The following is a 26,893-nucleotide window of genomic DNA, read 5'->3' as shown; positions in this document are numbered from 1 at the left end:
ATATGCTAATACACTAATCCTCATCTAAGAAGGTTTGTCCATCCACAGAGTAATAGGGAACCTCGTAGGAGGAGTAGTAATAGGGTGTGTAGGCTACGAATTCGCCTGCACAGGTATCAACCCCCTTGAAGGTAGGTTTTATAGAAAACCTATCCCTTAACTCTCTTATATGTTTTTCATCTACCCCACGCAAGAGAGCTATCTCCAAGTCTGAGTATCCAAGCTCTTTTGCTTCCCTGAGTAGGTTTTCTGTAAGCTCCTCTTCTTTGAGTCTCCTCTCAAAGAGAACTATATCCTCTATGTTATGTAGAAACCATGGGTCTATACGCGTATAGCTGTAAATTTCCTCCAGAGGATATCCCCTTCTGAAAGCCTCGGCTATGTACCACAGTCTGTTTTCGTTAGGGGTTCTTAAGTTCCTTACAAGCTCTTGGTCTGGTACTTCCATCTTCGGAAAGGCAAGCCCGTACCTGTCAAGTTCAAGACTCCTTATAGCCTTGAGTAAAGCCTCCTTGAAGGTTCTTCCGATCGCCATAACCTCCCCTACGGACTTCATCATGGTGGTCAAGGTTGGGTCAACCTCTGGGAACTTCCTAAAGTCAAAGCGAGGAATCTTGACCACCACGTAGTCTATGGAAGGCTCAAAGGAAGCTGGAGTAAACTTAGTTATATCGTTCTTTAATTCATCAAGGGTGTAACCTACGGCGAGCTTCGCCGCAACCTTGGCTATTGGGAAGCCCGTAGCCTTGGAGGCTAAAGCCGATGACCTTGATACCCTTGGATTCATCTCTATAACGTAGAAATCACCGTTCTCGGGGCTTACTGCAAACTGTATATTTGAGCCCCCCGTATCAACTCCTATTTCCCTTATGACGGCTATGGAGGCGTCCCTTAGAATCTGGTACTCCTTGTCTGTCAAGGTCTGAGCTGGAGCGACCGTGATAGAATCTCCCGTGTGTACACCCATGGGGTCAAAGTTCTCAATGGAGCAAACTATTATCACGTTATCTGCCTTATCCCTTATGACTTCAAACTCAAATTCTTTCCAGCCTATAAGGGACTTGTCCAAAAGAACTTGATGTATGGGAGAAGTCTTTAAAGCCACGGCTAACTTCTGCTTAAACTCCTCTACGTTGTAAGCTATGGAACCTCCCGTTCCACCCAGGGTAAAGGCAGGCCTCAGTATAACGGGAAAACCTATACTCTCTACAGCTTTTAAACCCTCCTCCTCTGAAGAAACAACAGCGCTCTCTGGAACTTTAAGCCCTATATTTCTCATAGCTTCCCGGAAGAGCTCCCTGTCCTCCCCTTTCTTTATGGCTTCATAGCTTGCTCCTATCAGTTCAACTCCGTAACTCTCAAGAACTTTCTCCTCATACAGCTTTACGGAAAGGTTAAGAGCCGTCTGTCCACCAAGGGTTGGTAGGAGTGCATCGGGTCTCTCTTTCTTTATTATCTCCTCAATCACTTCTAACTCAAGGGGTTCAACGTAAGTTCTGTCTGCCACCTCTGGGTCTGTCATTATGGTAGCAGGGTTTGAGTTTACAAGTATAACCTCATAACCTTCTTGCCTCAGGGCTTTGCAGGCTTGGCTTCCTGAGTAATCAAACTCGGCAGCTTGACCTATAACGATTGGACCTGAGCCGATGATAAGTACCTTCTTCAAGTCTTCTCTTTTGGGCATTAAAAATGATATTATAGTAGACGATACAACTAAACATAGGAGGGAACAAGTATGAAAAAGATTAAAGCTATACTCCCAGTTATCGGAGTGACAGGGCTGGTTCTCTTTGGTTCATCCTGTGCCAGCAAGTCCGAGGTAGAAGCTTTAAAGAAGGAGGTAGAGGCTCTTAAAGAGGAAACCCAACAGGTCAAGAAGGAAACAGAAGAAGTTAAGAAGGAAGCTCAGGAAACCAAAAATGCTGCCGAAGAGCTCAGCAGGAAGATAGAAGAGCATATGAGCGACAAGACTCTACATCCGGGTCTTCAGCAGTAAGGAGGAGAAGGTATGAGAAGAGAGATAATTGCCCTTCTTCCTGTTCTCGGGCTTTCCGCAGCCTTTGTGGTAAACCAATCCTGTGCAACGAAGTCTGCCCTTGAGGAGGTTGAAAAGGAAGCCCAAGAACCCAAGGAGAATGTGGCTCAGGCTAAAAACAACCTTAAAGAGAGCAGAAACCTCTTGAGTGACGCTAAGAGACTACTTGAATCCGCAAAGGAAAAGCTGGAAGCCCACGCGGCGGATAAACAAGCCCACACACCGCCACCACCTCCACCTCCCCCTGAAGAGGTAGCACCAGCCCAGGCTGAGTACGGAGAGGTTACCGTTGGATGGTGTGATACCCTGTGGGATATATCGGAGAGGGTATACGGGAATACCCTTTACTGGCCTTCCATATATAACCTGAACAGGGACAAGATAGGAAGTGATCCCTGGATTTTAGCTCAGGGTTGGGTTCTAAAGTACAAAACGGAATTGAGCGAGGAGGAGAAGAGAGAAGCCGTCAAGGAGGCTATAGAGTGGGACCTCAGATTTAAAAACAGACCGAAGACACCCAAGTGTCCTCCTAAATGATTACTCCCACTCTATCGTAGAGGGGGGTTTGGAAGATACGTCGTAAACAACCCTTCCTACCCCCCGAACCTCGTTAATTATTCTTCGCATCACATGGTCAAGGAAATCGTAGGGGAACCTGTACCAGTCTGCGGTCATTCCGTCTGTGCTCTCAACAGCCCTAAGAGCTATCACCTTTTCATAGGTTCTTACATCACCCATAACTCCCACAGAGCGGATGGGCAGTAGCACCGCAAAAGCCTGCCATATCCTGTCATAAAAACCGTTCTTCTTTAGCTCTTCAATAAATATCCTGTCTGCCTTTTTGAGTATCTCTAAATCTTCCCTGTTCACCTCACCTATGATTCTTATGGCGAGACCCGGTCCAGGGAATGGATGTCTTCCAAGGATTTCCTTCGGAATACCCAGCAGCTTTCCTATCTCCCTTACTTCGTCTTTGAAGAGTTCCCTGAAAGGTTCAATTAACTTAAGGTGCATCCTCTGTGGGAGCCCTCCTACATTGTGGTGGGTCTTTATCTTGGCAGAGCCTTTGATCCCCGCACTTTCAACCACATCAGGATATAAAGTTCCCTGAAGCAGGAACTCCGCCCTCTCTACACCTTTCGCTTCCCTCTCAAAAACCTCTATAAATGTATTTCCTATGATTTTCCTCTTTTCCTCTGGGTCTTCAACACCTTTGAGACGTTCAAGGAACAGCTCGCTTGCATCAACAACCTTCAAAGGTAGCCCGAGGGCTCTGAGGTTGTTTTCAACCTCTTCCCTCTCTCCCAATCTGAGGAGCCCGTGGTCTATGAAGAAGCAATGGAGCCTATCACCTATAGCCCTATGGACCAAAAGGGAAGCCACAGTTGAGTCAACACCCCCAGATAAAGCTGCTATCACCTGAGCGTTTCCAACTATATTCCTTATCTCTTCAATCTTCTCTGAAATGAAGTCCCCCATCTCCCAGTTTCTTTCGGCTCCACACACCCCGTAAACGAAGTTAGAAAGCAATTCCCTACCGTAAACCGTATGGACCACCTCTGGGTGGAACTGAAAACCATATATTTTTCTCTCCCTTGAGGCTATAACCGCATGAGGGGAGTTGTCAGATACTGCCAAGGTTTCAAAACCATCTGGGAGCTGTGCAACCTTATCTGCATGGCTCATCCATACATCAAACTCATCGGGGATACCTTCAAATATCTTATCCCTCTTAACTACTTTAAGCCGTGCCCTTCCGTACTCTTGATGGTCAGACTTTTCAACCTTTCCTCCAAGTTGGTGAGCTATAACTTGAAGTCCGTAACATATACCAAGTATGGGGACTCCAAGCTCGTATATATCCTTGGGAGGTAGAGGTGCATCTTTGGCGTATACTGAGGCGGGACCTCCAGAAAATATAAGCCCGTAAGGTTCCTTTTCTTTAAGTTCATCTATAGGTGTATCCCAGTGGACTATCTCGCTGTAAATTCCCAGCTCTCTGACTCTCCTTGCTATAAGCTGAACGTATTGGGAGCCAAAGTTCACTACCAGTATTGGTCTTCTCTTCATGGAAATATTTTAATTGAATTACCTATCAACCGCTACAAGGGTATTGTTATAAAATTAAGCACCATGGAAATAAGACCTGAGCAGCTGGAAAAGTGGGATAAGGAACACTTTTGGCACCCCTTTACCCAGATGAAGGTTTACAGAGAGGAGGAGAATATCATTTTTGAAAGGGGAGAAGGGGTTTACCTCTGGGATATATACGGTAAGCGGTACATAGACGCTATATCTTCTTTATGGTGCAACGTTCATGGTCATAACCATCCTAAACTGAACAATGCTCTAATGAGACAGCTATGTAAAGTTGCCCATACAACCACACTTGGAAGCTCTAACGTTCCAGCTATACTTCTGGCTAAAAGGCTTTCCGAAATAGCTCCTGAAGGACTAACAAAAGTTTTCTACTCAGAGGACGGTGCAGAAGCTGTTGAGATAGCTTTAAAGATGGCGTACCACTATTGGAGGAACAAGGGAGAAGAGAGGAGGGTGTTCATAACTCTGTCTGAAGCGTACCACGGAGACACCATAGGTGCTGTAAGTGTAGGAGGTATAGACCTCTTCCACGGGACTTACAGAGACCTTCTCTTTGAAACTATAAGACTTCCATCACCGTATCTTTATTGCAAGAAGGAATTTGGGGAGCTATCCCCCACTTGCATGGCTGACCTTGTGATGAAACTTCAGGAACTTCTGAGGGCAAGGAGAGATGTTGTTGCTGTGGTCTTAGAGAGTGGAATACAAGCTGCGGCGGGCATGCTCCCCTATCCAAAGGGTTTTATGAGGGAGGTAAGGGAGCTTACTAAGAGGAATAACGTTCTGCTCATAGTGGATGAGGTTGCTACAGGGTTTGGCAGGACGGGAACAATGTTTTACTGCCAGCAGGAGGGAATAACTCCAGACTTTATGTGTTTGGGAAAGGGTATAACAGGAGGCTACCTTCCTCTTGCTGCCACCTTGACTACCGATGAGGTATTTGAGGCGTTCCTTGGAGAGTTTGGAGAGGCAAAACACTTTTACCACGGACACACCTATACAGGAAACAATCTCGCTTGCTCTGTAGCCCTTGCGAATCTTGACCTCTTTGAGGAGGAAAAAACTCTTGATAGACTGAAGCCAAAGATTGAACTTCTTACGGAGAGACTTAAAGAGTTTTGGGAGCTTGAGCATGTGGGAGACATTCGTCAGCTCGGCTTTATGGCTGGGATAGAACTCGTCAGGGATAAGGAGAGAGGAGAACCCTTCCCCTACGGCGAAAGGACTGGATTTAAGGTAGCTAAGCTGTGTTGGGAGAGGGGGGTTTTCCTCAGACCACTTGGGGACGTTATGGTCCTCATGATGCCCCTGGTTATTTCCGAAGAGGATATAAGTTATGTGCTTGATGTGCTGAAAGACTCCATCAGAAAGATAGCCAAGCTTTGAGGGTGTGCTCTGCGTAGCTGGAGTTATACCTTATGCTGCCCGGTAACTTCTCAAGTAAGATATTTGACATGCTCAGATACATACCCTTTCTGGCTGTTTTCTTCCTTTACTTTTACAACCTTGGGCTTAATCAAGTATGGCAACCGAACGAAGCCTTTTACGCTGACGCTTCAAGGAATATGCTCAAGACTGGAAACCTTTTAACTCCTATTTACAATGGTGAGCTGCGGCTGAACAAGCCTCCTATGACCTACTGGTTGACCACTCTTAGCTTCTTCCTCTTTGGAGTTAACGAATTTTCCCTAAGGCTCTTTCAGGTTCTTGCCGGACTTGGTACAGGTGTAGTTACCTACCTGTTCGCAAGAAGGCTCTCCGGGGAGAGGGCTGCCCTTTATTCCTTTCTCGCTCTTACCCTCTCTGTTCAGTTTGTGGCAAACGCAAGGTATACCTCTCCGGAGATACTGCTTACCTTCTTCGTAACCTTATCCCTTTACCTCTGGTATCTGAGCTATGAAAGGAAAAGCAACCTCCTTTTCCTACTTGCTCTTATCTCCTCAACCTTTGCAGTTCTCACAAAGGGACCCGTAGGTTTTCTGCTTCCAGCTGGGGTGATATTCCTGTATCTCCTGTTCAGGGACAGGAGAGAGTTATTGAACCCAAAGTACTATCTTGGAACCCTCTTTGTTATCCTGACGGCGGGATGGTGGTTCCTTTACCAGTATGTTGTGAACAGGGAGGCTTTCCTTGAAGTTTTCCTGAAGGAGAACGTGAAGAGGATTTATGCCCTTCAGGAGGACCCGGTCTATTTCTACCTCCTTGATATAAATGTCTCCTTTCTGCCCTATTCCTTCATCTTTTATATGGCTTTGGTATGGGCTTTGAGGGAGAAGAGGAAGGAGCTGCTTTTCCCCCTTACATGGTTCTTTCTCACCTTTTTTCTATTCTCCCTTGTGAAGATGAAGATACCCGTTTACATAATGCCGGCTTTTCCTGCTATGGCTGTGGTCGTCGGAACTTTCCTTGCCTCAGAAGGCTACAGGAGAGCCTTTGTAATGGCTTCTATCTTTCTGTCAGTTTTGATAACGGCTGCCGTATGGGTAGGAGCTTTTATGTTTAAAGTTAACATCTTCTTCCTGGGGTTGGCTACGCTTTTAACCCTGACATTCCTCCTGAAAAGAAACCTAAAGCTTGCCCCTGCGGCTGCGGGTTTTGGTCTCTTGCTGTACCTATCGGGGGTTCTTCTACCGGAAGTTGAAAAACACAGACCCTACAGGGAGATAGGCAATAAGATTCGGGAGATTGACCCTGAAGGAAGGTACAGAACCTATGAGGTGGGCGCCTACCACCATAATCTACCCTTTTACGCCGACAGGGTGGTTATAAGAAACGTAAGACCTGAGGAGTTGAAAACTCCCGCAATAGCCCTTGTTAAGGAGGGATTGATAAACTGCAAATCTTCAGGAGATTGGGAGCTATACCGCGGTTCTGAATCAAGATTTTTCAGGTTCTTAAGCGATATAAAGAAGGGTAGAAACTTTGATAAATTCAGACTTTGCATTTTCCCTTTGGGAATGTAAAATTTATAACCATGTTTGAGCAGGAGTTGCTTGATAAGCTTAGCCAGCACATAAATTACTTTCCCCGTAAAGAGCAGGCAATACTCCTGTGTCTTCATGCGATACAGGACCATTACGGGTACGTTCCTCGTGAAAGCCTGAGACCCCTGGCTGAACTCCTTGACCTTCCCTTGAACCATGTGGAGCAGGTTGTTGCCTTTTACGATATGTTTGACAGGGAAACCCCAGCCAAGTACAGAATCAGGGTTTGCGTGAGTGTCGTGTGTCATTTCCTGGGAAAGCAGGAGCTTCTAAAGGCTCTGGAGAAAACTTTGAAGATTAAACCTGGGGAAGTTACGCCAGACGGGAAGTTTAAGATAGTTCCCGTGCAGTGCCTTGGGGCGTGTTCTGAGGCGCCAGTTTTCATGGTCAATGAGGATACCTATAAATTTGAAGGAGAGGAGAAGTTAAATGAAATCCTATCCCGCTATACCTAACATATATGCAGAGACAACCCTTAACATGCTCCTGAAGAGAGCAAAAAAACCGAGGGTACATTCCATAGAAGAGTATCTGAAAGACGGCGGTTATCAGGCTCTTGAGAAAGCCTTTAATATGTCTCCTGAAGAGATAATAGACTGGGTTGAAAAGAGTACCCTCAGAGGACGTGGAGGTGCGGGATTCCCCACAGGAACAAAGTGGAAGTTCGCTGTTCAGAACCCTACACCCAGATATTTTATATGTAACGCTGATGAATCAGAACCGGGTACCTTCAAAGACAGGATTCTAATAGAGAGAGACCCTCACCTGCTTCTGGAGGGAATAATAATCTCCTCCTACGCCATAGGTGCAAATGAAGCTTTCATCTATATAAGGGGTGAGTATACGGCTGGGTACTATATACTCCTTGATGCTATAAGGGAGGCAAGAGAAAAGGGTTTCTTGGGTAAGAACATCCTCGGTTCAGGCTTTGACCTTGAGATATACGTTGCAAGAGGAGGAGGGGCTTACATCTGTGGAGAGGAGACGGCACTGATAGAATCTCTGGAAGGCAAAAGGGGACATCCCAGGCTTAAGCCCCCCTACCCGGTTCAGTACGGACTCTTTGGAAGACCGACAGTGGTGAACAATGTGGAAACCATATGTAACGTTCCTTTCATCATAAACATGGGGTGGGAAGAGTACAGGTACATAGGACCCAGTGATTATGCTGGACCTAAGCTATTTCCTGTAAGTGGTAAGGTTAAGAAGCCCGGTGTTTACGAATTACCCATGAATACAACTTTAAGAGAAGTGATATACAAGTATGCGGGAGGGACCATAGGCAACAAAAAAGTGAAAGCGGTCTTCTCTGGTGCCTTGGATTGCTTTGCTGGGGATGAGCTTGATATGCCGATGGACTACTCACCCTTCGGTTTTGGAGGGACTGGAACGGTAATAGCCTTTACGGAGGATGATGATATAGTTGAAGCCTGCCTTCAGGTAGCCAGATTCTATGAACATGAGACCTGTGGGCAGTGCACACCTTGTAGGGTTGGTTGTCATGAGCAGGCTGTTCTGTTAGATAGGATTCGCAGAGGCGAAGCCACTGAAAAAGACTGGGAAGGATTTCTCTTTGTGAATAGATACATACAACCAACTTCAATATGCGGTTTGGGTGCCGTTGCAGGTAGGCTTATAAAGCAGGCTATGGAGAAGTTTCCTGAGGAGTTTGAAGCTTACAGGAAGAAGTTAGCCGGTACCGTTTGAATAACAGGTAAACCATGCTCCACGAATTTATAGCCACAGGATTCTTTGTAGGAAGGCTCGCTTATGCTCCGGGGACTTTAGGTACTCTGCTGGGTGTACCTCTTGTATATCTCGTTTCCTTTAACTCATGGACAGTAATAACAACTGTAGTCGCACTGTTTGTCGTAGGACTCGTAAGCTCAAACGAAGTCATAAAGCTAACCGGAGACCAGGACCCAGAAGAAGTCGTAATAGATGAGATAGTTGGCTACATAGCCTGTTTTACCTTTGTTGAACCCACTCTAAAAACGTACATATTGGCCTTTATACTCTTCAGGCTCCTTGATATATTCAAGCCTTTTCCCATAAACCTATTTGAAAAGCTACACGGAGCCTACGGAGTTATGATGGACGACCTCGTTGCAGGGATAATTACTTCCATTATCCTCTTTCTACTGCTAAAATAGTTCAGCCATGAAGATACGTATAGCCCATAGTCCCGATTCGGATGATGCCTTCATGTTCTACCCCCTGGTAAAGGGTGAAATAGACACAGAAGGTCTTGAAATTGAGCATGTGCTTGCTGACATAGAGACCTTGAACAGGGAGGCTTTGAAAGGCACTTATGAAGTTTCGGCTATATCTTTTCACGCTTACCCTTATGTTGCTGATAAATATTTGGTCTTGCCCAGTGGAGGAAGTGTAGGGGAAGGGTACGGACCTGTTGTTGTCGCAAAGGAAAAATACGATTCCCTGAAGGGGAAAAGGATAGCAGTTCCGGGGACTCTTACCACCGCTTTTCTAACGCTCAAGCTTTATGAACCAGACTTTGAAGAGGTTGTAGTTGCCTTTGACAGGATAATTGATGAAGTTTTGAAGGGAAACGTTGATGCAGGTTTGGTTATACACGAGGGACAGCTCACTTACTCTGACCATGGGCTTGTTAAGATAGTTGACCTGGGGGAGTGGTGGAAAGAGATGTATGACCTTCCTTTACCACTCGGATGCAATATAGTGAGAAAGGACCTTGGAGAAGAGACCATCAGGAAGATAGAGAGGCTTATGAGGAAAAGCGTTGAATACTCTCTCAGGGAACGAGAGAGGGCTCTCTCCTACGCTATAGATTATGCGAGGGACCTTGAGGAAGATTGGGAGAGGACGGACAGATTTGTGGGTATGTATGTAAATCGGAGGACTGTTGATTACGGAGAGGATGGGAGAGAAGCCGTAAGGCTACTCCTGAGGCTGGGCAAGGAGAAGGGAATAATAAAGACAGACATACCAGAGGTCATCTTTTCTGACGAGGTTTAGAGCTCTTTATTCAGCTTTTCTATGTATATTCTTTCCATTATTCTCTTCGCTATAGGGGCTGCAACCCTGCCTCCAGATTCTCCATGCTCTACAAGGACACCTATGACAAAGAGGGGGTCCCTATAGGGAGCAAACCCTATGAACCAAGCGTGGTCTCTGAGTTTCCAGGGGAGCGTTCTTTTCCTTCTGCCTCTCTGTATAAAGGCAACCTGAGCTGTCCCGGTCTTCCCGGCTATGTCCACAATGGTTGAGAAAGCTCCGTATCCTGTCCCCCTTTTAACAGCTTCTCTGAGACCTCTCCTTATCAGCGCAAAGTACTCCTGCTTCCCCTTTACAACCTTCCACACCTTTCTCGTATTCTTCCACACGATTTTACCTGAAGGGTCTCTTATCTCCCTTATGAGCGTTGGCTGATATATCACGCCATTGTTCACTATCCCCATCATCATAAGGGTCTGCTCCATCAGGGTTGAAAGCATATAACCCTGCCCTATGCTTAGGTTAACTGTATCCCCATCGTACCACGGCTCTCCGAGACGTCTCTGTTTCCACTCCGGTGTGGGTAGGAACCCTCTTTTAACAGGTATTTCAAGGGGTATATCCTCTCCGTAACCGAACTTTCTGGCATAGCTTATTATCATTGAAGGACCAAGGTCGTACCCGAAAGTGTAGTAATAAACATCACAGGAATCCTGCAGAGCCTTAATCATGTTTACAGAGCCGTGCCCGTATATGTCCCAGCAAAAAAACCTCCTATTCCCAAGATAAAAGCTACCGGTGCATAAAACTTTCTCCCAGGGAGAGGCGGTTTTGGTTTCAAGTATGGCGTAAGATACAGCTACCTTTAGGACCGAGGCAGGGGGGTACCTTCCACTGGTTGCCCTGTTGAACATGGGATTTAACTTGTTTTTACTAAGCTTCTCCCACTCGTCGTATACCCTATTCGGGTCGTATCCGGGGAAGCTTGCCAAGGCGAGAATCTCGCCAGTTTTTGCATTCATCAGAACAACCGCTCCTGCAGGCTGTCCTGATTCGTAAAAAACGTCCTCTACGATACTCTGCATCCTCATGTCTATGGTGAGAATTAGGCTTTTTCCCTTTTTGGGTTCTTTCCTGTTAAGGGTCTTCAAGACCTTTCCAACGGCATTTATCATGACCTCTTCCCTGCCAAGCTCTCCCAAGAGGACATCATCCATACTCTTCTCAATTCCAAGCTGACCTACAAAGCTTTTTGGGGCTATCTTGTCTCCATACTTGTTTAGTTCCTCTTTTGAAGGGTAGCCCACGTATCCGATGACGTGGCAGAGTTTTTTCCCAAAGGGGTAAACCCTCTTAGGCACAGTTTCAATAAATACACCAGGGAGCCTGTACGCGTTGGAGTAGTAAAGGTCAAGCTCCTCCTGGGTCAGGTTTTCCTTAAGTCTTATCGGTTCAATACCGCTTTTCTGCTCTTCAATCACCTTACTTAGTTCAATCCCAAAGGTTTCTTTAAGGGAGATTTCAAGTTTCTTTAGCTCTTCCTTATTCAACCGGTTATAGTCCAGACTGAGAACGTACCTTGGCTCATCATAGGCTAACTTCTCTCCGTTTCTATCGTATATGTCTCCCCTGGGGGGGTACAGGTTTCTTACACGCAGATAATTCCTCTTTGACAGTTCTCTGTACCTTTCTCTCTTTAGAACCTGAACTTGAAAGAGCCTGCTGAAGATCAACAGGAATATACCAACAAAGAAGCTTAATAGGAGTATAAACTTACGCCTGTTCATATCTTCTGATATACAGATAGTATATGGAAAATAGCAAACCTACCTCAAAAAGCCATGACAGGAAAAATGCTTCTGGAGACAGTTCAAAGGAGAACTTGCTCCTCATTATTAGGAAAGCGAGAGACTTTTTAAGTAGAAGTACACCTGTCCCTGGAACTATGTAGGTCAGTACGGTACGGAAAAGGAGTCTCTCATGTATAAGCAGGAATATATAAACAGACAGAGTTTCAAGGGACATATGGAGTCCTACGGTATCAGTCATAAGGTCAAGGACTGTACCTCCAAATACAGCCCATAGGACAGTTGAGCGTCCAAGAAGATAAGCCCTTGATATTAAAGCTATTAGAACCAGGTCTGGGGCTATAAATCCAGGTTTGAAAAGGGTCTGGAGAACTGCAGCTTCAAAGAAAAGAAGCACTAAGAATAGAGCCGTGTATCTCAATGTTTCCTCCTAACTACGAACACATACTCCTCTGCCCTGGGGTCAATCTCAGGTTTAACTTTAACCTCTTTAAAGAAGGGGTCCCTTCCCCGTTCAACTTTTACAACCTTCCCTATAAGGAAGGGAGGGAGAACCTCCTTTATATCTACCATATATACATCCTTTTCAGGAGCAACGTCGTCCTCAACGTTCACGTGGAGTAAGTTTCCGTTTGGGTATCCTCCCTTGTATATGTATTTCTTGGGAGAGGCACCCACCACTGCAGAGGTGGAGAACTTTTCATTGAAGGGGGTTATCACCCTGCTTGTGGAACCATAAACGGTTTCAACGATGCCAACGACTTTATTTTCAGTGACAACCAAGTCACCTTCACTGTATCCCTTATCCTCACCACCCTCAATAACTATAAATAGGTCAAAACCCGAAGGGTCATAGTATATGACTCTTGATACAGCGTAGTTGAGCCTTTTAAAGTTAGTGGAAGCCCTGAGCTTTCTGCTTACACTTTCAAGTTCAGACAGACAGGCGTCTAGCTCCTTCTCGGTGAGAAGCAGGGAGTTAAGCCTTCTCCTCAGCTTGATATTCTCTTTTTCCGCTTCAACAAAGTAAAGGTATGCGCTGAGTTCTTCCTTGAGTTCAGCGGTAGTTTGCTCCTTAAATTCAATAACAGGTGATATCAACATGTTTGTAACCTTCACGAAAGCTCTCACATAAGAGAAACGGGAAAGCTCAGAAAAGAACAGGAGCAAACCAAGAAGGACTACCAGAATAGAAAGCAGGTGAAATCTTTTTCCAGTCATTCCATAGATATTCTGCTTATAAGCTCAAGGTTATCAAGTATCTTTCCCACACCCCTTGCCACGGCTATTAACGGCTCTTCGCAGTAGTAAGCTTTGATTCCCGTCTCAAGCTGTATCCTCTTGTCCATATTCTTCAGGAGGGACCCCCCTCCAGCTAACACTATACCCCTATCGGCTATATCCGCTGCAAGCTCTGGAGGCGTCCTCTCAAGGGTTACCCTTATGGCGTTTATTATGGAGCTTATTGTATCCTCAAGGGCTTCGGTTATATGGTGGTTGGTAATCTTTATGGTTCTTGGAAGACCGGTCATGTCTCTTCCTCTTATATCCATACTTCTCTCTTCATCTTCCATAACCGCACTGCCCAGCTCTATCTTTATCCTTTCGGCAGTTTGTTCGCCTATCAGTATGTGGAACTGTCTCTTTATGTACTGGATTATAGCTTCGTTCATCTCGTCTCCTGCCACACGGAGGGAGTTAGAGACCACGATTCCTGCGAGGGATATAACGGCTATCTCAGTTGTTCCCCCGCCTATATCAACGACCATATTACCCAGAGGTTCATCTACAGGCAGGTCAGCTCCTATGGCTGCGGCCATAGGCTCGGCAACGAGAAACACTTCTCTTGCACCGGCGCTTTTTGCGGCATCTATAACAGCCCTCTTTTCAACAGGAGTTATACCGGTTGGTACACCTATCACCACACGAGGCTTGGGCTTAAATAGGGTGCTACCCAAAGCCCTCTTTATGAAATAGGAAAGCATTACCTGGGTAACCTCAAAATCGGTTATAACACCGTCCCTAAGTGGGCGTATAGCCTGGATATTTTCCGGCGTTTTTCCCACCATATCCTTAGCTTCCTTACCTACCGCAAGGACTTTTCTTGTCTTCACATCAATGGCAACTATAGAGGGCTCGTACATAACTATGCCTTTACCCTGCATGTAAACTGCCGTAGTTGCTGTTCCCAGGTCAATACCCACGTTGTTGGAAAGAAAACCAAAAATCTTGTCTAACAGCATCTTTCCTCCCCTAAAAAGCGCTTATATTTATTCTAATGGCAGTTAAAGAATTAAAGCTTGGTGAAATTTTAGAGGAACTGGAGGGAAAGTACCCCGATAAGCGGGAGCTTATACACCAAGCCTACGAGTACATATCGGAAAAGCATAAGGAGCAGTTAAGGAAGTCAGGAGAGCCTTACGTTACCCATCCTCTACACGTAGCAAGGATACTTGCAGAACTGAATATGGATGCCACGACCGTAGTGGCTGGGCTTCTCCATGATGTTTTAGAGGATACGGATGCCACCTATGAGGAGGTGGAGAAACTCTTCGGTAAAGATGTGGCGGATATAGTAGAGGGTGTTACCAAAATAGGCAAGATAAGGTTTAAAAACCTGAAGGAGGCTCAGGCTGAGAACTTCAGAAAGTTAATCCTTGCCACTGCCAAAGACATAAGGGTAGTAATAGTTAAACTTGCAGACAGACTTCACAATATGAGAACACTCCACTACCTTCGCAGGGACAAGAGGGTACGCATAGCGGAGGAAACCCTAGAGGTCTACGCGCCCATAGCCCATAGGCTGGGTATATGGGAGATAAAGAGGAACTTAGAAGACCTGTCCTTTAAGTATTTATATCCAAAGGAGTATGAAAGGGTTAGGAGCTTTGTAAGCCAGTCCTTAGAGGACCTGGAGGTTTACCTTAAAAAGTTCGTTATACCGAAGATAAAGGAAGAGATAGCAAAAGCTGGAATCAAGGCTGAGATCACATACAGACCGAAGCACCTCTACAGCATATGGCAAAAAACCATAAGGAAGAACATAAGCCTTGAAGAGGTCCATGACCTGTTAGGCGTAAGAATAATAGTGGATACCGTTCAGGAATGCTACATAGTTCTTGGAATAATTCACAGCCTCTTTAAGCCCGTACCAGGTAAGTTCAAGGATTATATATCCTTGCCCAAACCTAACCTGTACCAATCTCTACACACGACAGTGGTAGCCCCAAAGGGTAGGATGGTGGAGCTTCAAATAAGGACGTGGGAGATGCACCTCAGAGCTGAAAAGGGTATAGCAGCCCACTGGGCGTATAAGGAGGGCAAGGTTAGGGCACATGATGAGGAGATATTCTCTTGGCTGAGAGACCTAGTTGAAAACATTCAAGGTAGTAAGAACCCCGTTGAACTTCTTGATAACCTGAAGAGAGAGCTATTTTCCGAGGAGGTTTTTGTCTTCACTCCGAAGGGAGACCTTATCGTACTTCCGGTTGGAGCTACTCCTATTGACTTCGCTTACCACATACACACCGAAGTGGGGAATCACTGTGCGGGAGCTAAGGTTAACGGCAGGATAGTTCCTCTGAACTACAGACTTCAGAGCGGCGACCAGGTAGAGATAATAACAAGCCCCAACAAGAAACCGAATCTGGACTGGCTGAAGTTTGTTGTCACATCAAAAGCCAAGAATAGAATAAAACATTACATAAAGCAGCAGGAGAGGGAAAGCTTTATAGCCAATGGAAAGAGGCTGTTTGAAAAGGCACGTGAGGCCCTCAACCTATCGTCGGAAGATTTCCTTGCAAAGCTTAGAACTAAAGTGCGTTTTAAGGATGAGGAGGAGGTTTATATAGCCCTTGGGAGTGGAAAGCTCACAATTAATAAAGTGATTAACCTTCTCTCACCCAAGAAGAAAGCCTCCGCTGAGAAAGCCAAAGGAGAGAACAGAAGCCGCGTGTCTATGGATGGGCTTGAAGGTGTTATGTATGAAGTTGGAGGCTGCTGCAACCCTGTTCCTGGTGATGAGATATACGGTGTGGTTACAAAAGGTAAGGGTATAGTCCTTCATGAGAAGAACTGCTCAAACCTTAAGTATCTGATTCAACACTTTCCTGAAAAAGTCTTCAGGGTGAGGATGAAACCGGAGGGTAAGTTCAAGACAAGGATAAGGGTAAAAGCCCGTGATAGAATAGGTATACTGTCTGAGATAGCTAAGAATATAGCGGAGAGAGGTTCAAATATATGGGAATCCAGTACAAAAACTATGGGAGATGGGACTGCCTTTATGGACTTTACCATAGATGTCACCAATAAAAAACACCTGAGAGAGGTCATGAGGTCTATAAAATCCGTTGAGGGTGTTGAAGCCTGCTCAAGGCTTTACTCCTGAAAGGAAAAGAAGATAATACCCTCTTCGCCATAGGGGAGTTGCTTGAGAATTTTACCCGTAGGGGATATAACTGCCGAGGGTCCAGTGTTGTTCACCCAGAGGACGTATCTCCTGTTTTCAACAGCCCTAACCCTTGCCTGTCTCAGGTGTTGGAACGTCCCATCCGAGTCTTTAAACCAGCCATCGTTGGTGAAGACTGCTATAAGGTCTGCACACCTGGAAAACTTCTTAACTAACTGGTAATAGGAAACTTCAAAGCATATGGGTGTTCCGATACTTATACCGTTGGTTTTTAGGCATCTGGGTTCGTTCCCGGGGACGTAATCGGTTCCTCCTATGGCGCCGAATACTTCCTTTGCAAAACCAAAAGGAAAGGGAACATACTCCCCGAATGGAAGTAATTTGACCTTGTCATAGAAGTCAATCACTTTGCCGTTTCCCAGAACAAATACCGAGTTGTAAGGTTCCCAACTGTCGCCAAATCTTATGTCTATTAACCCTGTAACGATCAGGAATTCCTTTGAGAAGGACATAAGTTTCTTACCTTCTGAGTGCAGCCTGTTCGCCGTAAAGGGGAAGGCAGATTCTGGAAGGAAAACTATGTCTGGCTTTTCCTCGGCGGCACGTTTAAGGAGCTTCCAGTACACAGGCAGGTAGTTATAAAACTTCTCCCTGTCCAGCTTTATACTCTCCTCAACGTAGGGCTGGATTATGGCTATCTTTATATCTTTGGGAGCCTTGAACTCAGAGTTTATAAAAGGTATAGGTAAAAGTAAGGAGACTACAGCTGCTGTAACAAACTTCCTGTCTACCGCTCCAAAGGGAAGCATAGATAACATAAGGACCAACAGTGAGCCTAAGTAAACACCTCCCGCACTCAGGTAGTTGTTGAGCAGGGGTGCATCAACGATGAGTTCGCCCGTTAAGAGCCAGGGAAAACCTCCATAGGGTATATGGGAGCGGAGCATCTCCATACCAACCCAAAGAAAAGGCAACACAAGCATGTTGAATCTGAAGAACTTCCAAAGTAAAAAGACCACGGAAAACTGAATCAGCACGAGAAACAAAACCAACAACGCTATAAGGGAGTAGGCTGTGAGGGGATTTACCTCACCGTAATCAACCATCGCTATCCTTATCCATAGGAGTGAAGGGAAGAAGGAGAAAACCCCAGCAAGAAACCAGGATGTGAATGACCTGAAGTTGTACAGCAGGAAGAACGCAGGGAAGGACAGAAACCAGAGGTTGAACTTTGAAAAGGACAGGTAAAAAAGTATGCCAAAGAGGGCTGAAAAGATTATCTTCTTAAGTCCTTTATCAAGCATAGGGTAAAGAGCACACCTCCTATGAGAGCACTTATATACTGGCTTATTAACCTCCACAGTATGACGAATACGCCAAGCTCAAAAGGCTCCAAAAAGGCTGCGAATACTGCCAACCCTCCGAGCTCTCCCACACCGCTGCCTCCAGGGGTAGGACTCATGAATATTACGTAAAGGAGGCTTATCTGGGATAAGAAAAGCTCAAAAAAGCCTTCATCCCTCCCAAAGGATTTGGCAAGGGCTGGGGCTATGAGAAGAAAAGATATGTAAAGACCACAACTTGATAGGATTGAACCTAAAAAATAGCCCTTCCTTTTGTAGCCGAATATCTTCATGTAGTAAATGTACCTTTTTAACCCTTCCTTAATCTTCTTAACCGATGGTCTGCTTATACTTTTCTGGAATAAGATTTTCCCACCAACGTAGGCTAAACCAAAGACGACAACCACACCGATGAATATCTGTAAAACAGGTATGACCTGCTGGGGGTTCCTGTAAAGGTGCCACAGAAATATGGGCAAGCCCAGTATAAAGAAGAAAAGACCGGATATTGTCTTCATCGTAACTATACTCATAACCTTGTGGACGCTTGCACCCTTTCTGAGGAGCATATACACTGCAGCCAGCTCACCTCCAACGTGGGCGGGTGTAACCGTTGCTCCGAAGGTGTTTACAAAGGACATTACGTAACCGTAGAAGAGTGAGTATTTAAGGTTTACAGCCCTTGAAAGTATGTAAAGCCTAAGGTTATCAAAGGTGTGGTAGAGAATCAAAAACAAGAATGTCAACAGGAGATACCTTTTCTTTAAATTCAGGAGTACACCGAGGGTCTCCTTCGTTACAGTCTTAAAAATTATGTAGGAGAAGCTCATCAGGAGAATAACCACAAGAATTATGGTCCCGTATATGAATGTCTTCCTCATCAGAGTTCTCTAATAGCGCTCTCTATTCTGTTAAGGGCTTCCTCTATATCTTCCTCCTCGTGGGCTGTGCTTAAAAACCAGGCTTCAAACTGTGCCGGAGGTATGAGAATACCCTTTTCAAGGAGCTTTCGGAAGAACTTTCCGAAGAGTTCAAGGTCCGAGGACTTTGCACTTTCAAAGTCCACAACTTCCTTGTCTGTAAAGAATACGGTAAACATTGAACCTACCCTGTTTATACGGTGAGGTATCCCTTTTTCCTTCAGCATACCGGATACAGCCTCTGAGACCCTCTTCGCCTTCTCTCCAAGTTCTTCATAAGGTTCCTTGTCCCTTAACTCCTTCAATGTTTCTACACCTGCAACCATAGCCACAGGGTTTCCTGAGAGGGTTCCTGCCTGGTATACGGGTCCTTCGGGAGCCACCTGGGACATAAGCTCCTTTCTACCACCGTAAGCCCCAACGGGAAGACCCCCTCCAAGTATCTTTCCCAGGCAAGTCAGGTCTGGATTCACGTCAAAAAGCTCTTGAGCCCCACCTTTGGAGAGCCTGAAGCCCGTTATAACTTCGTCAAATATGAGCAATGAGCCATGTTCTTCAGTTATCTCCCTGAGGAACTTCAAGAAGCCTTCTTTCGGTGGGACAACTCCCATATTTCCCGCTACAGGTTCAACTATCACGCAAGCTATATCCTCTCCGTACTCCTCAAACACCTTTTTTACAGCCTCTCTGTTGTTAAAAGGTACAACGAGAGTAAGTTTCGCTATCTCCTCTGGGATTCCAGGGGTTCCCGGTATGGCAAAGGTCGCGACACCTGAACCCGCACTGACAAGAAGGCTGTCATAGTGTCCATGGTAGCACCCTTCAAACTTCACCACAAGTTTCCTTCCTGTCACTCCCCTCGCAAGCCTTATAGCGGACATAGTAGCTTCTGTTCCAGAGTTTACAAACCTGACCTTTTCTACGCTTGGTACCATCTCAACTACAAGTTGAGCGAGCTTCACCTCGTGTGGGTTTGTAAGACCAAAGGACAAGCCCCTTTCTACCTCTTCCTTGACAGCTTTAACCACCTTGGGATACGCGTGCCCAAGTATGAGTGGACCCCATGAGGCAAGGAAGTCTATGTACTCATTGCCGTCCGCATCCCATACCCTGCAACCCCTGCCTTTAACCAGGACCACAGGCTCTCCACCAACAGCCTTAAAGGCTCTCACTGGGCTGTTTACACCACCTGGTAATACTTCTAATGCTTCCTGAATTAATTTTTGGTTGTTCATGGTAAGTAAAATTATAAACTTTTGGTTTTCTTCCGAAGCTTATAATTATTGAGGATGAAGAAACTCTTACTCTTGGTGGGAACGTTTTTTCTTGCTGGGTGTACGCCCACGGTGAAGGAGGTAGCTCTCTATAAAGGGAAAAAGGATATCGTCATAGTTAAGGAAGGGAAGTTCCTCTTTGCGGAGGAGGAAGATAGGTTCATAAACCAGGAAGCCCAGAAGTTGGGGATAAACTTTCCCAACAGGAAAGAGGTACAAGAACATCTGATTTACTTTTTGAGGGATAAGAGAAGTCTGGAAATAGCTCTGAAAAGGGCAAACCTTTACATACCCTACATAAAACCTATACTTGAAGAGTACGGTCTGCCTGAGGAGCTTGCGCTTCTCCCCTTTATAGAGAGTGGTTTTAACCCCTTTGCCCTTTCAAGGTCAGGAGCAGGTGGTATATGGCAGCTTATGCCCTTTACCGCCAAGAGGTACGGTCTTAGAGTGGACGGAAAAGTTGATGAGCGTTTTGACCTTGTCAAATCCACCCGTGCTGCCGCCCAATACCTGAAGGACCTTCATGAGCTCTTTGGAAACTGGGAGCTTGTCCTTGCAGCGTATAATTGCGGGGAGGGCTGCGTAAGCAGAAGGACAAAAGGTGTTGACTTCTGGAGGTCTAAGTGGGCTTTACCTGAGCAAACGAGAAAATATGTCCCGATGTTCTTCGCTGCTCTTCTTATCGCTAAGTCTCCCCATAAGTACGGTATAAATGTTGACCTGGATAGCCTTAACATTCAGAAAAAGGTTGTTGATAAGCCGGAGAAGGTCAGGAGCTTTGTTGAAAAACTCAGCATAAAAGAGAGTACCTTCAAGGACCTCAACCCCCACATCAAGGGTTCTTACATACCCGCTGGTACTTACGTTTACCTACCTGAGAAGGTGGATATAAAATTGGCAAGCGCTCCCTTAATTACCGACGTACCTCAGAGAGTATTTTCTAAACCTCTCCCTGAGTCCAGGAGGACTGAAACAAAGCCACCTGAGAGAGTGAAAGAGGAAAGTAAAGAAACCAAGCCCAGGCCTGTGAAGGTTGCAAAAGTTATAACTCCTAAACCTGTGGTTGAGGTAAAAACTAAACCCACTTTAAAAGGTAAAGTCAATAGAGCCAAAAAGGGAAAAACTCATAAGAAGCCCCCTGAGAGGGGAAGTGAGAGGATAGTTATCAAAGGAGTTGGGGAAGATTTTAACGTTAAAACTAAGATGATTACCCTCAGTAACGGTGCGGTCTTATATATTAAAGAGTGATGGAGTGTTTTATCCTTGCAGGGGGTCAGAGTCGGAGGTTCGGAGAGGACAAGATTCTGTATAAGCTCGGTTCAAAGAGAACTATAGATTACATAATTGAGGAAGCTCAGAAGGTATGCGATAAGGTATTCATAGTTGCAAAGGACAGGGAAAAGTTTAAAGACTTACATATCCCTGTCCTTGAGGATTTACTTCCTTTTCAGGCACCCATAGTGGGTGTTTATACAGCCCTGAAGAGTTCAGGTTCAAAGGAGGTTCTAATACTGACCGGAGATATGCCTCTTGTAAAGAAAGAGGTATTAAAACTGCTTATGGATAGCTATAGCTCGCCTGTCACCTTGTTTTCAATCAATGGAAAGCTTTACCCTCTGACGGCTATATACTCAACAGAAATTCTGAAGGCTCTTGAAGAGTATATAGCCCTTGGCAAGAGAAGTCTTGTAGGTTTCCTTGAAAACGTCCCCTGTAAGGTTATCACCGAAGAAAGTGTAAAGCCTGTTGACCCAGAATTGGCTTCCTTTATAAACATGAACACAAGAGAAGACCTCTCACTGCTGCTGGAGAAGATAAGATGAACCTGAAAAGAATTCTGCGTATAAAGAAGATTGAAGAGAAGGAAAAATCAAGGAAGTTGAAAGATATAGAGGAGCAGATAAGAAGTCTCCTTGAAGAGAAGAGAAAGTATGAGGAAGAGTTAAAGCTCTGCCAGGAGCAGCTTGTTAAGTCTCAAGAAGCTATGAGGCTGATTTTTCAACAGAAAGCTTTTGTTCAGAAGATAGAGAGTGTTGAAAATAAGATAAAGGAGCTTGAAAGCCTCAAAGAGAAAGAAGCCGAGGGATTGAAGGAGCTCAAGAGGGAAGAGAGAGCCGTAAAGATACTGAAAGATAAAATAGCCTATGAGGATTACGCCAACAGTTTGAAGAGGGAGTTTCTGCAGATTGGTTTAATCCAGCTATTTAAAAAGGGTTTTAAGCTTCTGCTTCTATTCTCACTCCTTACCTTTGCCCAGAGTGCCGTGCAAGAGAAGCTCAAAGAGATGGAAAGCAGTCAGCAGGAGAAACGCTTAAAGGAGCTTGAGAAGGTTATAGAGGAGAAACTTAAGAAGTTAACTGAAGAGAGGGAGAGGCTTGAAGCTCTCAGAAAGAGACCTTTAACGGAGGAAGAGGAGAAGGAGGTTGAGAAACTTATAGGTATAGTCAGCAAAACCCCGGCAGATGAAGCGGGTGCTATCCTGAATGAGGTCAAACCCCACATAGCAGCTGAGATACTTATAAGACTTAAGGAGCGTCAAGCTGGGCAGATACTCGCTGCAATGGACCCAAAGAAAGCGGCTGTGGTAACGGAGATAATAATGAGCTGGAGGAAGAAGAGTGCACAGAATAGATAAGCTCACACCCTTCATAGTGATGGACATCCTCGCCAAAGCTAAAGAGATGGAGGACGTTATACACCTTGAGATAGGGGAACCTGACCTTGACCCATCACCGAAGGTTCTTCAAGCTCTTGAAAAGGCTATAAAGGACAGGAATTACTTTTACACCCCCGCTCTCGGACTTCCGGAGCTGAGGGAAAAGGTGGCTGAGTTTTACAGGGTAAAGTATGGTGTTGACCTCTCACCCGACAGGGTTGTTATAACGACCGGGACTTCCGGAGCTTTCCTTGTAGCCTATGCGGTAACGATGGACGCAGGTGATAGGATCGCCCTCGGAGACCCCTCATATCCCTGCTACAAGAACTTTGCTCACCTTCTTGATATACAGCCAGAGTTTATACCCATATCAAAGGAAACCGAATACGAGATTAAACCTGACATGCTCAAAGGTAGAGATGTAAAGGCTCTCCACATATCCTCACCCTCAAACCCTACAGGCAACCTGTACTCTGCACAGACACTGCAGGAGCTGGCAGACTACTGCGACAGGGAAGGCATATACCTTATATCCGACGAGATATACCACGGACTTGTCTATGAGGGTAAGGAGCATACAGCCCTTGAGTTCAGTGATAGAGCTATAGTCATAAACGGGTTCTCCAAGTTCTTCTGTATGCCAGGCTTCAGGATAGGCTGGGCTATACTCCCGTCACAGCTTGTTAGGAGCGCAGAGATAGTGATTCAGAACGTCTTCATCTCTGCACCCACCCTGAGCCAGTATGCCGCCTTTGAAGCCTTTGACTGGGAGTATCTGAACAGAGTGAGGGAAACCTTTGCAGAGCGAAGAGAGACCCTCTACGAGGGTGTAAAGGAGCTATTTGAAGTAGATGCAAAACCTCAGGGTGCCTTTTACATCTGGGCTAACGTCAGCAGATACACGCAGGATTCCTACGAGTTTGCCTTAAAGCTTCTTGAGGAAGCACATGTTGCCGTGACACCCGGCGTAGACTTTGGCAGAAACAGAACGAACGAGTATATAAGGCTTGCCTACACGAGGGATACGGAGGAGCTCAGAGAGGCTGTGAGACGCTTAAAGGATTTCCTCAGCAGTCTCTAAGGAAGCAAATTTGGGGGAACAAGCTTCTGTGCAAGGGTATTTAACACTCCCGTAGGGAGTCCTCCAAAGACTTTTAACAGCAGTTTTCTGTATGTGTGTGTGTCCGCTCTTCTGAGCTTACGCTCCAGCCGAGGGAGGAAGTATCTGAGTTGCTCACCGAACCTGCGGTGAAACTCTTCGGCTGACCTTTCCCTGACGTAGGCGAGGGCGAAGAGCGAGAGCGTGAACAACAGCCTGACCCTATAGGACCTCAGTCTAAGCTCATCTTCTACTGGCAGATGGGGAAACCTCTTAAGAACCTCTGAGGCGAAGAGACCCTTTCCCAGACCTCTGTAATGTTCACCTTTAGAGTCTCCGTAAGTCTTTGTCCGTGAGACGCCACAGGAGGGTGATTTGGATTTGAGCAGGAAGCCGTCAACCTCCGGCAGTTGTTCAAGGAAGCCTTTAGAAAATTGGGACATCTTCTCGGTAAGCTCCAGACCTGTTGAGGGCTGAGACAACCTCAGTTCTGTACCTTGAAGGTAAACTATGACCCTGTCCCTCGGCACACCGAGACCGAGCTCAACCTCCGGACATACCTTTATGACCTCTGTGTATCTTATGAGCTTCTGGGAAAACTCATCTTCAACAGGCTTGCCGTCGTATCTGACGTTCTCACCTGCAAGGCATGCGCTCACAACTATCTTAGGTTTCACAGGCATTCATTTATGTATAGGAAAGAAAACCTGTGAGACAATCCCTCTCTTTCTTCAGGGCATTGCAAGTCTTCTGATATGATTGATGAAATAAGAAAAATGAACCTCAGGTCGCAATCCCTCCATTTCTTTAGGGCATTGCAAGCTAAATGTTTTATCTCAGTAGCTAAAACGCTGACTTTCTTATGTCGCAATCCCTCCATTTCTTTAGGGCATTGCAAGGTTTTATTTCCCTAAGACAAGAGGGCGCAGTATACGGTCGCAATCCCTCCATTTCTTTAGGGCATTGCAAGAGGATCGTAGGGGGGCTGTGGATTGAGGACGTGGACGGGTCGCAATCCCTCTCTTTCTTTAGGGCATTGCAAGAGGTCCTTTAAAAGTCCTTGATTTTCAAGGGGGACAGAGTGCGAATTGTTCTCAATTAGACTCAACGTCACGATTTTGCAGAGTTATCAACGAGTTTCTGATTTAGACTGTCCCACAAGGGTTTGAGCTAATTTTCCCCTATTCAGTTGTCAAGGAGCCATGAGGGCTATCTCAACCCTCCCTTACTTACACAACAATTTAAGCAGATGTACTGAAAATGCAAATATGATCTTCGTCAGCTTTAAAAATTTTTAAGAATTATCAAGAGGTTAAGAAACTGCTTTGCTCAGGTTTCAAGCTGCTCTCCACTATATCTCTGAGGGCTTTTATGAATGTTGGGTGTGTCCTTAGAGTGGGTATCCTTACGAAGTTATCAACCCCAAGACTCTCAGCAAGCTGCCTATACTGAACGTCAAGCTCATATAGCGTCTCTGAGTGTTCGCATACGAAGGACACCGGTATCACACATAGGTTCTTTACTCCTTTCCGTGCCAGTTCCTCTATAAGCTTGTCGGTCATGGGTTCAAGCCACTTTACAGGTCCTACTTTGCTCTGATAACCGAGGGCATGTTCAACCCCGGGAAAGTGCTCCATTATCAACCTGACTGTCTCCTCGGTCTGCTCCTTGTAGGGGTCTCCCTCCTCTATCACATAGATAGGTAGGCTGTGGGCTGTAAACAGGAAGAAGAACCCCTTCCAGTTAGGTAGGTTCTCCTTTATGTTCTCAACCATCGCCCTTATGTATTCGGGGTGGTTGTGGTAGCTCCTTATCTCAAGGACGGGCACCTGTGGGTAGTTTCTCCTTTGGTAAACCCTGTAAAACTCGTTAAAGGAAGAGCCTGTTGTGGTGGTGCTGAACTGGGGATACATGGGCAGGAGAACTATCCTTTCAATATCCTCTTTAAAGAGTTCTTTCAGAGCTTCCTCCGTGAAGGGGTGCCAGTATCTCATCGCAACCACAACTCTGTAACCCTCTCCCAGGAGCTTCTGGAGCTCTTTCGCCTGCTCCTCGGTCTGCTCTCTCTGAGGGGATTTTCCTCCCATGACCTCGTAGTAGTGCCTCGTTTTCTTGGCTCTAATCCTTGATATGAGCCACGCTACCGGCTTCTGAATGGGTCTCGGGATTCTTATTATGTCGTGGTCAGAAAAGAGGTTGTATAGGAAAGGCTGGATAGCCTCAAGGCTGTCGGGACCACCCATGTTCAAAAGGACAACACCCGTTTTGCTTTCCATTCAGGTTAGAACCTCTTCCTTTCTTTTCGCTCTCAGGTCTTCAAGGAGCTGGTAGTCCTTCTTTATGTCCCTTCCGGCTCTTGTCAGATATCCCCCCACCATCATGGCGTTAGTCATCAGGACAGCCATGCCGTGGAAGTCTCTGAGGTTCTGTTCTCTTCCTCCGCACAGTCTGAGCTCCGCCTTGGGGTTAGTGAACCTGAACATAGCTATGACCTTAAGGGCTTCTAAGGGAGTTATACCGGGGGCTTTTTCAAGGGGAGTCCCTTGAATGGGCATGAGAAAGTTAAGGGGTATAGAGTCCACCTCAAGCTCCCTGTAAGTTAGGGCAAGGTCAACCCTGTCCTCTTCCGTCTCACCCATTCCAAATATTCCCCCACAACAGGTGGAGAGCCCTACCTTTTTTATCCTCTTTATGGTCTCGTACCTATCCTCCCAGCTGTGGGTTGTAACTATCCTCGGGAAGAAGTTCCGGCTCGCTTCAAGGTTATGGTTTACCCTTTTTACGCCTGCTTCCTTGAGCTTTTTCAGACTTTCCTCGTCCATAGTTCCCGCCGAAACGCACACGTTTATAGGGAGCTTCTCAACCTCCTTCACCTCTCTCACGGCGTCGGCTATCTTCTCAACCTCTTCAGGTGTAGCCTGCTTTCCTGCAAGCACCACGCAGTATCTGTTTGCACCGAACTCAACACCCCTCTCGGCACCTTCTACTATCTCCTCCTTGGGAACAAGGTTATAGACGTTTATAGGTGTCTTGTAGAACTTTGACTGGGCACAGAACTTGCAGTCCTCGGAACAGGCTCCGCTCTTGGCATTTATTATTGAGCAGAACTCAAGCTCATTCTCTGGAAAGAACTGTTTTTTCAACTTCTGAGCAAAATGGGTAAGGAAGGGCACGTAATCGTCGGGCACCTTCAAGAGCTCTAAGGCTTCTTCCCTTGTAAGGGGCTCATATCGGGAAGACTTTTCGTAAAGCTCTATGATTAAGCTCTCGTATCTGTCCATCTCACA

At 45.8% G+C, this 26,893-nt stretch carries 25 protein-coding genes and 1 CRISPR repeat array; of the genes, 13 read left to right on the top strand and 12 right to left on the bottom strand.

The window, feature by feature from the left end:
- Nucleotides 1-13: 13 nt before the first annotated feature.
- Nucleotides 14-1,684 carry a carbamoyl-phosphate synthase large subunit gene (gene carB, locus BCF55_RS06870; protein ID WP_121011926.1) on the bottom strand — a complete coding sequence of 557 codons (1,671 nt, stop codon included), beginning with the start codon at nt 1,682-1,684 and terminating at the stop codon, nt 14-16.
- A 51-nt stretch (nt 1,685-1,735) separates the two neighbouring features.
- On the opposite strand from carB, the gene BCF55_RS06865 reads away from it, so the two are divergent.
- Entirely contained in the window at nt 1,736-1,996 is a 261-nt protein-coding gene (locus BCF55_RS06865; protein WP_121011923.1) for a hypothetical protein, read from the top strand.
- A 12-nt stretch (nt 1,997-2,008) separates the two neighbouring features.
- Nucleotides 2,009-2,572: a LysM peptidoglycan-binding domain-containing protein gene (locus tag BCF55_RS06860; RefSeq protein ID WP_121011920.1), complete on the top strand. Its 564-nt coding sequence runs from the start codon at nt 2,009-2,011 to the stop codon at nt 2,570-2,572.
- Here the strand turns inward: BCF55_RS06860 and guaA are convergent, their stop codons facing one another.
- On the bottom strand, nt 2,573-4,105 hold the full coding sequence (guaA, locus tag BCF55_RS06855) for a glutamine-hydrolyzing GMP synthase (RefSeq protein WP_121011917.1): 1,533 nt from the start codon (nt 4,103-4,105) through the stop codon (nt 2,573-2,575).
- A gap of 63 nt (nt 4,106-4,168) precedes the next feature.
- On the opposite strand from guaA, the gene bioA reads away from it, so the two are divergent.
- The 6 genes from bioA to BCF55_RS06825 are packed head-to-tail and all read left to right on the top strand — an operon-like array spanning nt 4,169 to nt 10,116.
- Nucleotides 4,169-5,521 (top strand): adenosylmethionine--8-amino-7-oxononanoate transaminase, encoded by a 1,353-nt coding sequence (bioA, locus tag BCF55_RS06850; RefSeq protein ID WP_121011914.1) that lies wholly within the window; start codon nt 4,169-4,171, stop codon nt 5,519-5,521.
- A gap of 32 nt (nt 5,522-5,553) precedes the next feature.
- Nucleotides 5,554-7,098 (top strand): ArnT family glycosyltransferase, encoded by a 1,545-nt coding sequence (locus BCF55_RS06845; RefSeq protein WP_245960413.1) that lies wholly within the window; start codon nt 5,554-5,556, stop codon nt 7,096-7,098.
- 11 nt (nt 7,099-7,109) lie between these two features.
- Nucleotides 7,110-7,574: an NADH-quinone oxidoreductase subunit NuoE gene (nuoE, locus tag BCF55_RS06840; RefSeq protein ID WP_121013169.1), complete on the top strand. Its 465-nt coding sequence runs from the start codon at nt 7,110-7,112 to the stop codon at nt 7,572-7,574.
- The gene (locus BCF55_RS06835) at nt 7,549-8,826 is read left to right on the top strand and encodes a complex I 51 kDa subunit family protein (RefSeq protein ID WP_121011911.1); all 1,278 of its coding nucleotides are present in this window, start codon (nt 7,549-7,551) and stop codon (nt 8,824-8,826) included. The genes nuoE and BCF55_RS06835 overlap by 26 nt, the downstream gene beginning before the upstream one ends.
- 14 nt (nt 8,827-8,840) lie before the next feature.
- Nucleotides 8,841-9,272 carry a phosphatidylglycerophosphatase A family protein gene (locus BCF55_RS06830; protein ID WP_121011908.1) on the top strand — a complete coding sequence of 144 codons (432 nt, stop codon included), beginning with the start codon at nt 8,841-8,843 and terminating at the stop codon, nt 9,270-9,272.
- A gap of 7 nt (nt 9,273-9,279) precedes the next feature.
- Nucleotides 9,280-10,116: an MqnA/MqnD/SBP family protein gene (locus tag BCF55_RS06825; RefSeq protein WP_121011905.1), complete on the top strand. Its 837-nt coding sequence runs from the start codon at nt 9,280-9,282 to the stop codon at nt 10,114-10,116.
- Here the strand turns inward: BCF55_RS06825 and mrdA are convergent.
- The 4 genes from mrdA to BCF55_RS06805 are packed head-to-tail and all read right to left on the bottom strand — an operon-like array spanning nt 10,113 to nt 14,146.
- Complete coding sequence (mrdA, locus tag BCF55_RS06820; RefSeq protein ID WP_121011901.1) at nt 10,113-11,882, bottom strand: penicillin-binding protein 2; 1,770 nt, start codon at nt 11,880-11,882, stop codon at nt 10,113-10,115. The genes BCF55_RS06825 and mrdA overlap by 4 nt on opposite strands.
- Nucleotides 11,869-12,324: a rod shape-determining protein MreD gene (gene mreD, locus BCF55_RS06815; protein ID WP_121011898.1), complete on the bottom strand. Its 456-nt coding sequence runs from the start codon at nt 12,322-12,324 to the stop codon at nt 11,869-11,871. Before mreD ends, mrdA begins: the two co-directional genes overlap by 14 nt.
- The gene (locus BCF55_RS06810; RefSeq protein WP_121011895.1) at nt 12,321-13,124 is read right to left on the bottom strand and encodes a rod shape-determining protein MreC; all 804 of its coding nucleotides are present in this window, start codon (nt 13,122-13,124) and stop codon (nt 12,321-12,323) included. The genes mreD and BCF55_RS06810 overlap by 4 nt, the downstream gene beginning before the upstream one ends.
- Complete coding sequence (locus tag BCF55_RS06805; protein WP_121011892.1) at nt 13,121-14,146, bottom strand: rod shape-determining protein; 1,026 nt, start codon at nt 14,144-14,146, stop codon at nt 13,121-13,123. The genes BCF55_RS06810 and BCF55_RS06805 overlap by 4 nt, the downstream gene beginning before the upstream one ends.
- 35 nt (nt 14,147-14,181) lie before the next feature.
- Between BCF55_RS06805 and BCF55_RS06800 the strand changes: the two genes are divergently transcribed.
- A complete protein-coding gene (locus tag BCF55_RS06800) occupies nt 14,182-16,290 on the top strand; it encodes a RelA/SpoT family protein (RefSeq protein WP_121011888.1) in 2,109 nt (702 codons plus the stop codon).
- Here the strand turns inward: BCF55_RS06800 and lnt are convergent.
- The 3 genes from lnt to hemL are packed head-to-tail and all read right to left on the bottom strand — an operon-like array spanning nt 16,281 to nt 19,809.
- Complete coding sequence (gene lnt / locus BCF55_RS06795) at nt 16,281-17,615, bottom strand: apolipoprotein N-acyltransferase (RefSeq protein WP_121011885.1); 1,335 nt, start codon at nt 17,613-17,615, stop codon at nt 16,281-16,283. The two genes, BCF55_RS06800 and lnt, sit on opposite strands and share 10 nt — an antisense overlap.
- On the bottom strand, nt 17,588-18,535 hold the full coding sequence (locus tag BCF55_RS06790; RefSeq protein WP_121011881.1) for a flippase-like domain-containing protein: 948 nt from the start codon (nt 18,533-18,535) through the stop codon (nt 17,588-17,590). The genes lnt and BCF55_RS06790 overlap by 28 nt, the downstream gene beginning before the upstream one ends.
- On the bottom strand, nt 18,535-19,809 hold the full coding sequence (gene hemL / locus BCF55_RS06785; RefSeq protein ID WP_121011878.1) for a glutamate-1-semialdehyde 2,1-aminomutase: 1,275 nt from the start codon (nt 19,807-19,809) through the stop codon (nt 18,535-18,537). The genes BCF55_RS06790 and hemL overlap by 1 nt, the downstream gene beginning before the upstream one ends.
- A 54-nt stretch (nt 19,810-19,863) precedes the next feature.
- Here hemL and BCF55_RS06780 point away from each other — a divergent pair, with 54 nt between their 5' ends.
- From BCF55_RS06780 to BCF55_RS06765, 4 genes are read left to right on the top strand one after another with little or no spacing between them, the layout of a single operon-like run.
- A complete protein-coding gene (locus tag BCF55_RS06780) occupies nt 19,864-21,099 on the top strand; it encodes a transglycosylase SLT domain-containing protein (RefSeq protein ID WP_121011875.1) in 1,236 nt (411 codons plus the stop codon).
- The gene (mobA, locus tag BCF55_RS06775; protein WP_121011872.1) at nt 21,099-21,674 is read left to right on the top strand and encodes a molybdenum cofactor guanylyltransferase MobA; all 576 of its coding nucleotides are present in this window, start codon (nt 21,099-21,101) and stop codon (nt 21,672-21,674) included. Before BCF55_RS06780 ends, mobA begins: the two co-directional genes overlap by 1 nt.
- A complete protein-coding gene (locus BCF55_RS06770) occupies nt 21,671-22,486 on the top strand; it encodes a MotE family protein (RefSeq protein WP_121011868.1) in 816 nt (271 codons plus the stop codon). The genes mobA and BCF55_RS06770 overlap by 4 nt, the downstream gene beginning before the upstream one ends.
- A complete protein-coding gene (locus BCF55_RS06765; protein ID WP_121011865.1) occupies nt 22,470-23,588 on the top strand; it encodes a pyridoxal phosphate-dependent aminotransferase in 1,119 nt (372 codons plus the stop codon). The genes BCF55_RS06770 and BCF55_RS06765 overlap by 17 nt, the downstream gene beginning before the upstream one ends.
- Here BCF55_RS06765 and BCF55_RS06760 read toward each other — a convergent pair.
- From BCF55_RS06760 to bioB, 3 genes are all read right to left on the bottom strand, one after another.
- On the bottom strand, nt 23,585-24,289 hold the full coding sequence (locus BCF55_RS06760; protein WP_121011862.1) for a 2-thiouracil desulfurase family protein: 705 nt from the start codon (nt 24,287-24,289) through the stop codon (nt 23,585-23,587). The two genes, BCF55_RS06765 and BCF55_RS06760, sit on opposite strands and share 4 nt — an antisense overlap.
- A gap of 28 nt (nt 24,290-24,317) precedes the next feature.
- A CRISPR array of direct repeats spans nt 24,318-24,649; the repeat unit is 35 nt; unit sequence GTCGCAATCCCTCCATTTCTTTAGGGCATTGCAAG.
- Between the two features lie 261 nt (nt 24,650-24,910).
- A complete protein-coding gene (gene hemH, locus BCF55_RS06755; RefSeq protein WP_121011859.1) occupies nt 24,911-25,882 on the bottom strand; it encodes a ferrochelatase in 972 nt (323 codons plus the stop codon).
- Nucleotides 25,883-26,887, bottom strand: a complete 1,005-nt coding sequence (bioB, locus tag BCF55_RS06750; RefSeq protein WP_121011856.1) for a biotin synthase BioB — start codon at nt 26,885-26,887, stop codon at nt 25,883-25,885.
- Between the last annotated feature and the right edge of the window lie 6 nt (nt 26,888-26,893).

Source organism: Hydrogenivirga caldilitoris, assembly GCF_003664005.1.
GTDB classification, from domain to species: Bacteria; Aquificota; Aquificia; order Aquificales; family Aquificaceae; genus Hydrogenivirga; species Hydrogenivirga caldilitoris.
The sequence above is the reverse complement of the archived record's forward strand: the minus strand, read 5'-3'. Positions and strand labels throughout refer to the sequence as shown.

Excerpts from the sequence above, each read along its gene's own strand:
- carB (WP_121011926.1), bottom strand. The coding sequence starts at position 1,684 with ATGCCCAAAAGAGAAGACTTGAAGAAGGTACTTATCATCGGCTCAGGT.
- BCF55_RS06865 (WP_121011923.1), top strand. The coding sequence starts at position 1,736 with ATGAAAAAGATTAAAGCTATACTCCCAGTTATCGGAGTGACAGGGCTG.
- BCF55_RS06860 (WP_121011920.1), top strand. The coding sequence starts at position 2,009 with ATGAGAAGAGAGATAATTGCCCTTCTTCCTGTTCTCGGGCTTTCCGCA.
- guaA (WP_121011917.1), bottom strand. The coding sequence starts at position 4,105 with ATGAAGAGAAGACCAATACTGGTAGTGAACTTTGGCTCCCAATACGTT.
- bioA (WP_121011914.1), top strand. The coding sequence starts at position 4,169 with ATGGAAATAAGACCTGAGCAGCTGGAAAAGTGGGATAAGGAACACTTT.
- BCF55_RS06845 (WP_245960413.1), top strand. The coding sequence starts at position 5,554 with ATGCTGCCCGGTAACTTCTCAAGTAAGATATTTGACATGCTCAGATAC.
- nuoE (WP_121013169.1), top strand. The coding sequence starts at position 7,110 with ATGTTTGAGCAGGAGTTGCTTGATAAGCTTAGCCAGCACATAAATTAC.
- BCF55_RS06835 (WP_121011911.1), top strand. The coding sequence starts at position 7,549 with ATGAAATCCTATCCCGCTATACCTAACATATATGCAGAGACAACCCTT.
- BCF55_RS06830 (WP_121011908.1), top strand. The coding sequence starts at position 8,841 with ATGCTCCACGAATTTATAGCCACAGGATTCTTTGTAGGAAGGCTCGCT.
- BCF55_RS06825 (WP_121011905.1), top strand. The coding sequence starts at position 9,280 with ATGAAGATACGTATAGCCCATAGTCCCGATTCGGATGATGCCTTCATG.
- mrdA (WP_121011901.1), bottom strand. The coding sequence starts at position 11,882 with ATGAACAGGCGTAAGTTTATACTCCTATTAAGCTTCTTTGTTGGTATA.
- BCF55_RS06810 (WP_121011895.1), bottom strand. The coding sequence starts at position 13,124 with ATGACTGGAAAAAGATTTCACCTGCTTTCTATTCTGGTAGTCCTTCTT.
- BCF55_RS06805 (WP_121011892.1), bottom strand. The coding sequence starts at position 14,146 with ATGCTGTTAGACAAGATTTTTGGTTTTCTTTCCAACAACGTGGGTATT.
- BCF55_RS06800 (WP_121011888.1), top strand. The coding sequence starts at position 14,182 with ATGGCAGTTAAAGAATTAAAGCTTGGTGAAATTTTAGAGGAACTGGAG.
- lnt (WP_121011885.1), bottom strand. The coding sequence starts at position 17,615 with ATGCTTGATAAAGGACTTAAGAAGATAATCTTTTCAGCCCTCTTTGGC.
- BCF55_RS06790 (WP_121011881.1), bottom strand. The coding sequence starts at position 18,535 with ATGAGGAAGACATTCATATACGGGACCATAATTCTTGTGGTTATTCTC.
- hemL (WP_121011878.1), bottom strand. The coding sequence starts at position 19,809 with ATGAACAACCAAAAATTAATTCAGGAAGCATTAGAAGTATTACCAGGT.
- BCF55_RS06780 (WP_121011875.1), top strand. The coding sequence starts at position 19,864 with ATGAAGAAACTCTTACTCTTGGTGGGAACGTTTTTTCTTGCTGGGTGT.
- mobA (WP_121011872.1), top strand. The coding sequence starts at position 21,099 with ATGGAGTGTTTTATCCTTGCAGGGGGTCAGAGTCGGAGGTTCGGAGAG.
- BCF55_RS06770 (WP_121011868.1), top strand. The coding sequence starts at position 21,671 with ATGAACCTGAAAAGAATTCTGCGTATAAAGAAGATTGAAGAGAAGGAA.
- BCF55_RS06760 (WP_121011862.1), bottom strand. The coding sequence starts at position 24,289 with ATGCCTGTGAAACCTAAGATAGTTGTGAGCGCATGCCTTGCAGGTGAG.
- hemH (WP_121011859.1), bottom strand. The coding sequence starts at position 25,882 with ATGGAAAGCAAAACGGGTGTTGTCCTTTTGAACATGGGTGGTCCCGAC.
- bioB (WP_121011856.1), bottom strand. The coding sequence starts at position 26,887 with ATGGACAGATACGAGAGCTTAATCATAGAGCTTTACGAAAAGTCTTCC.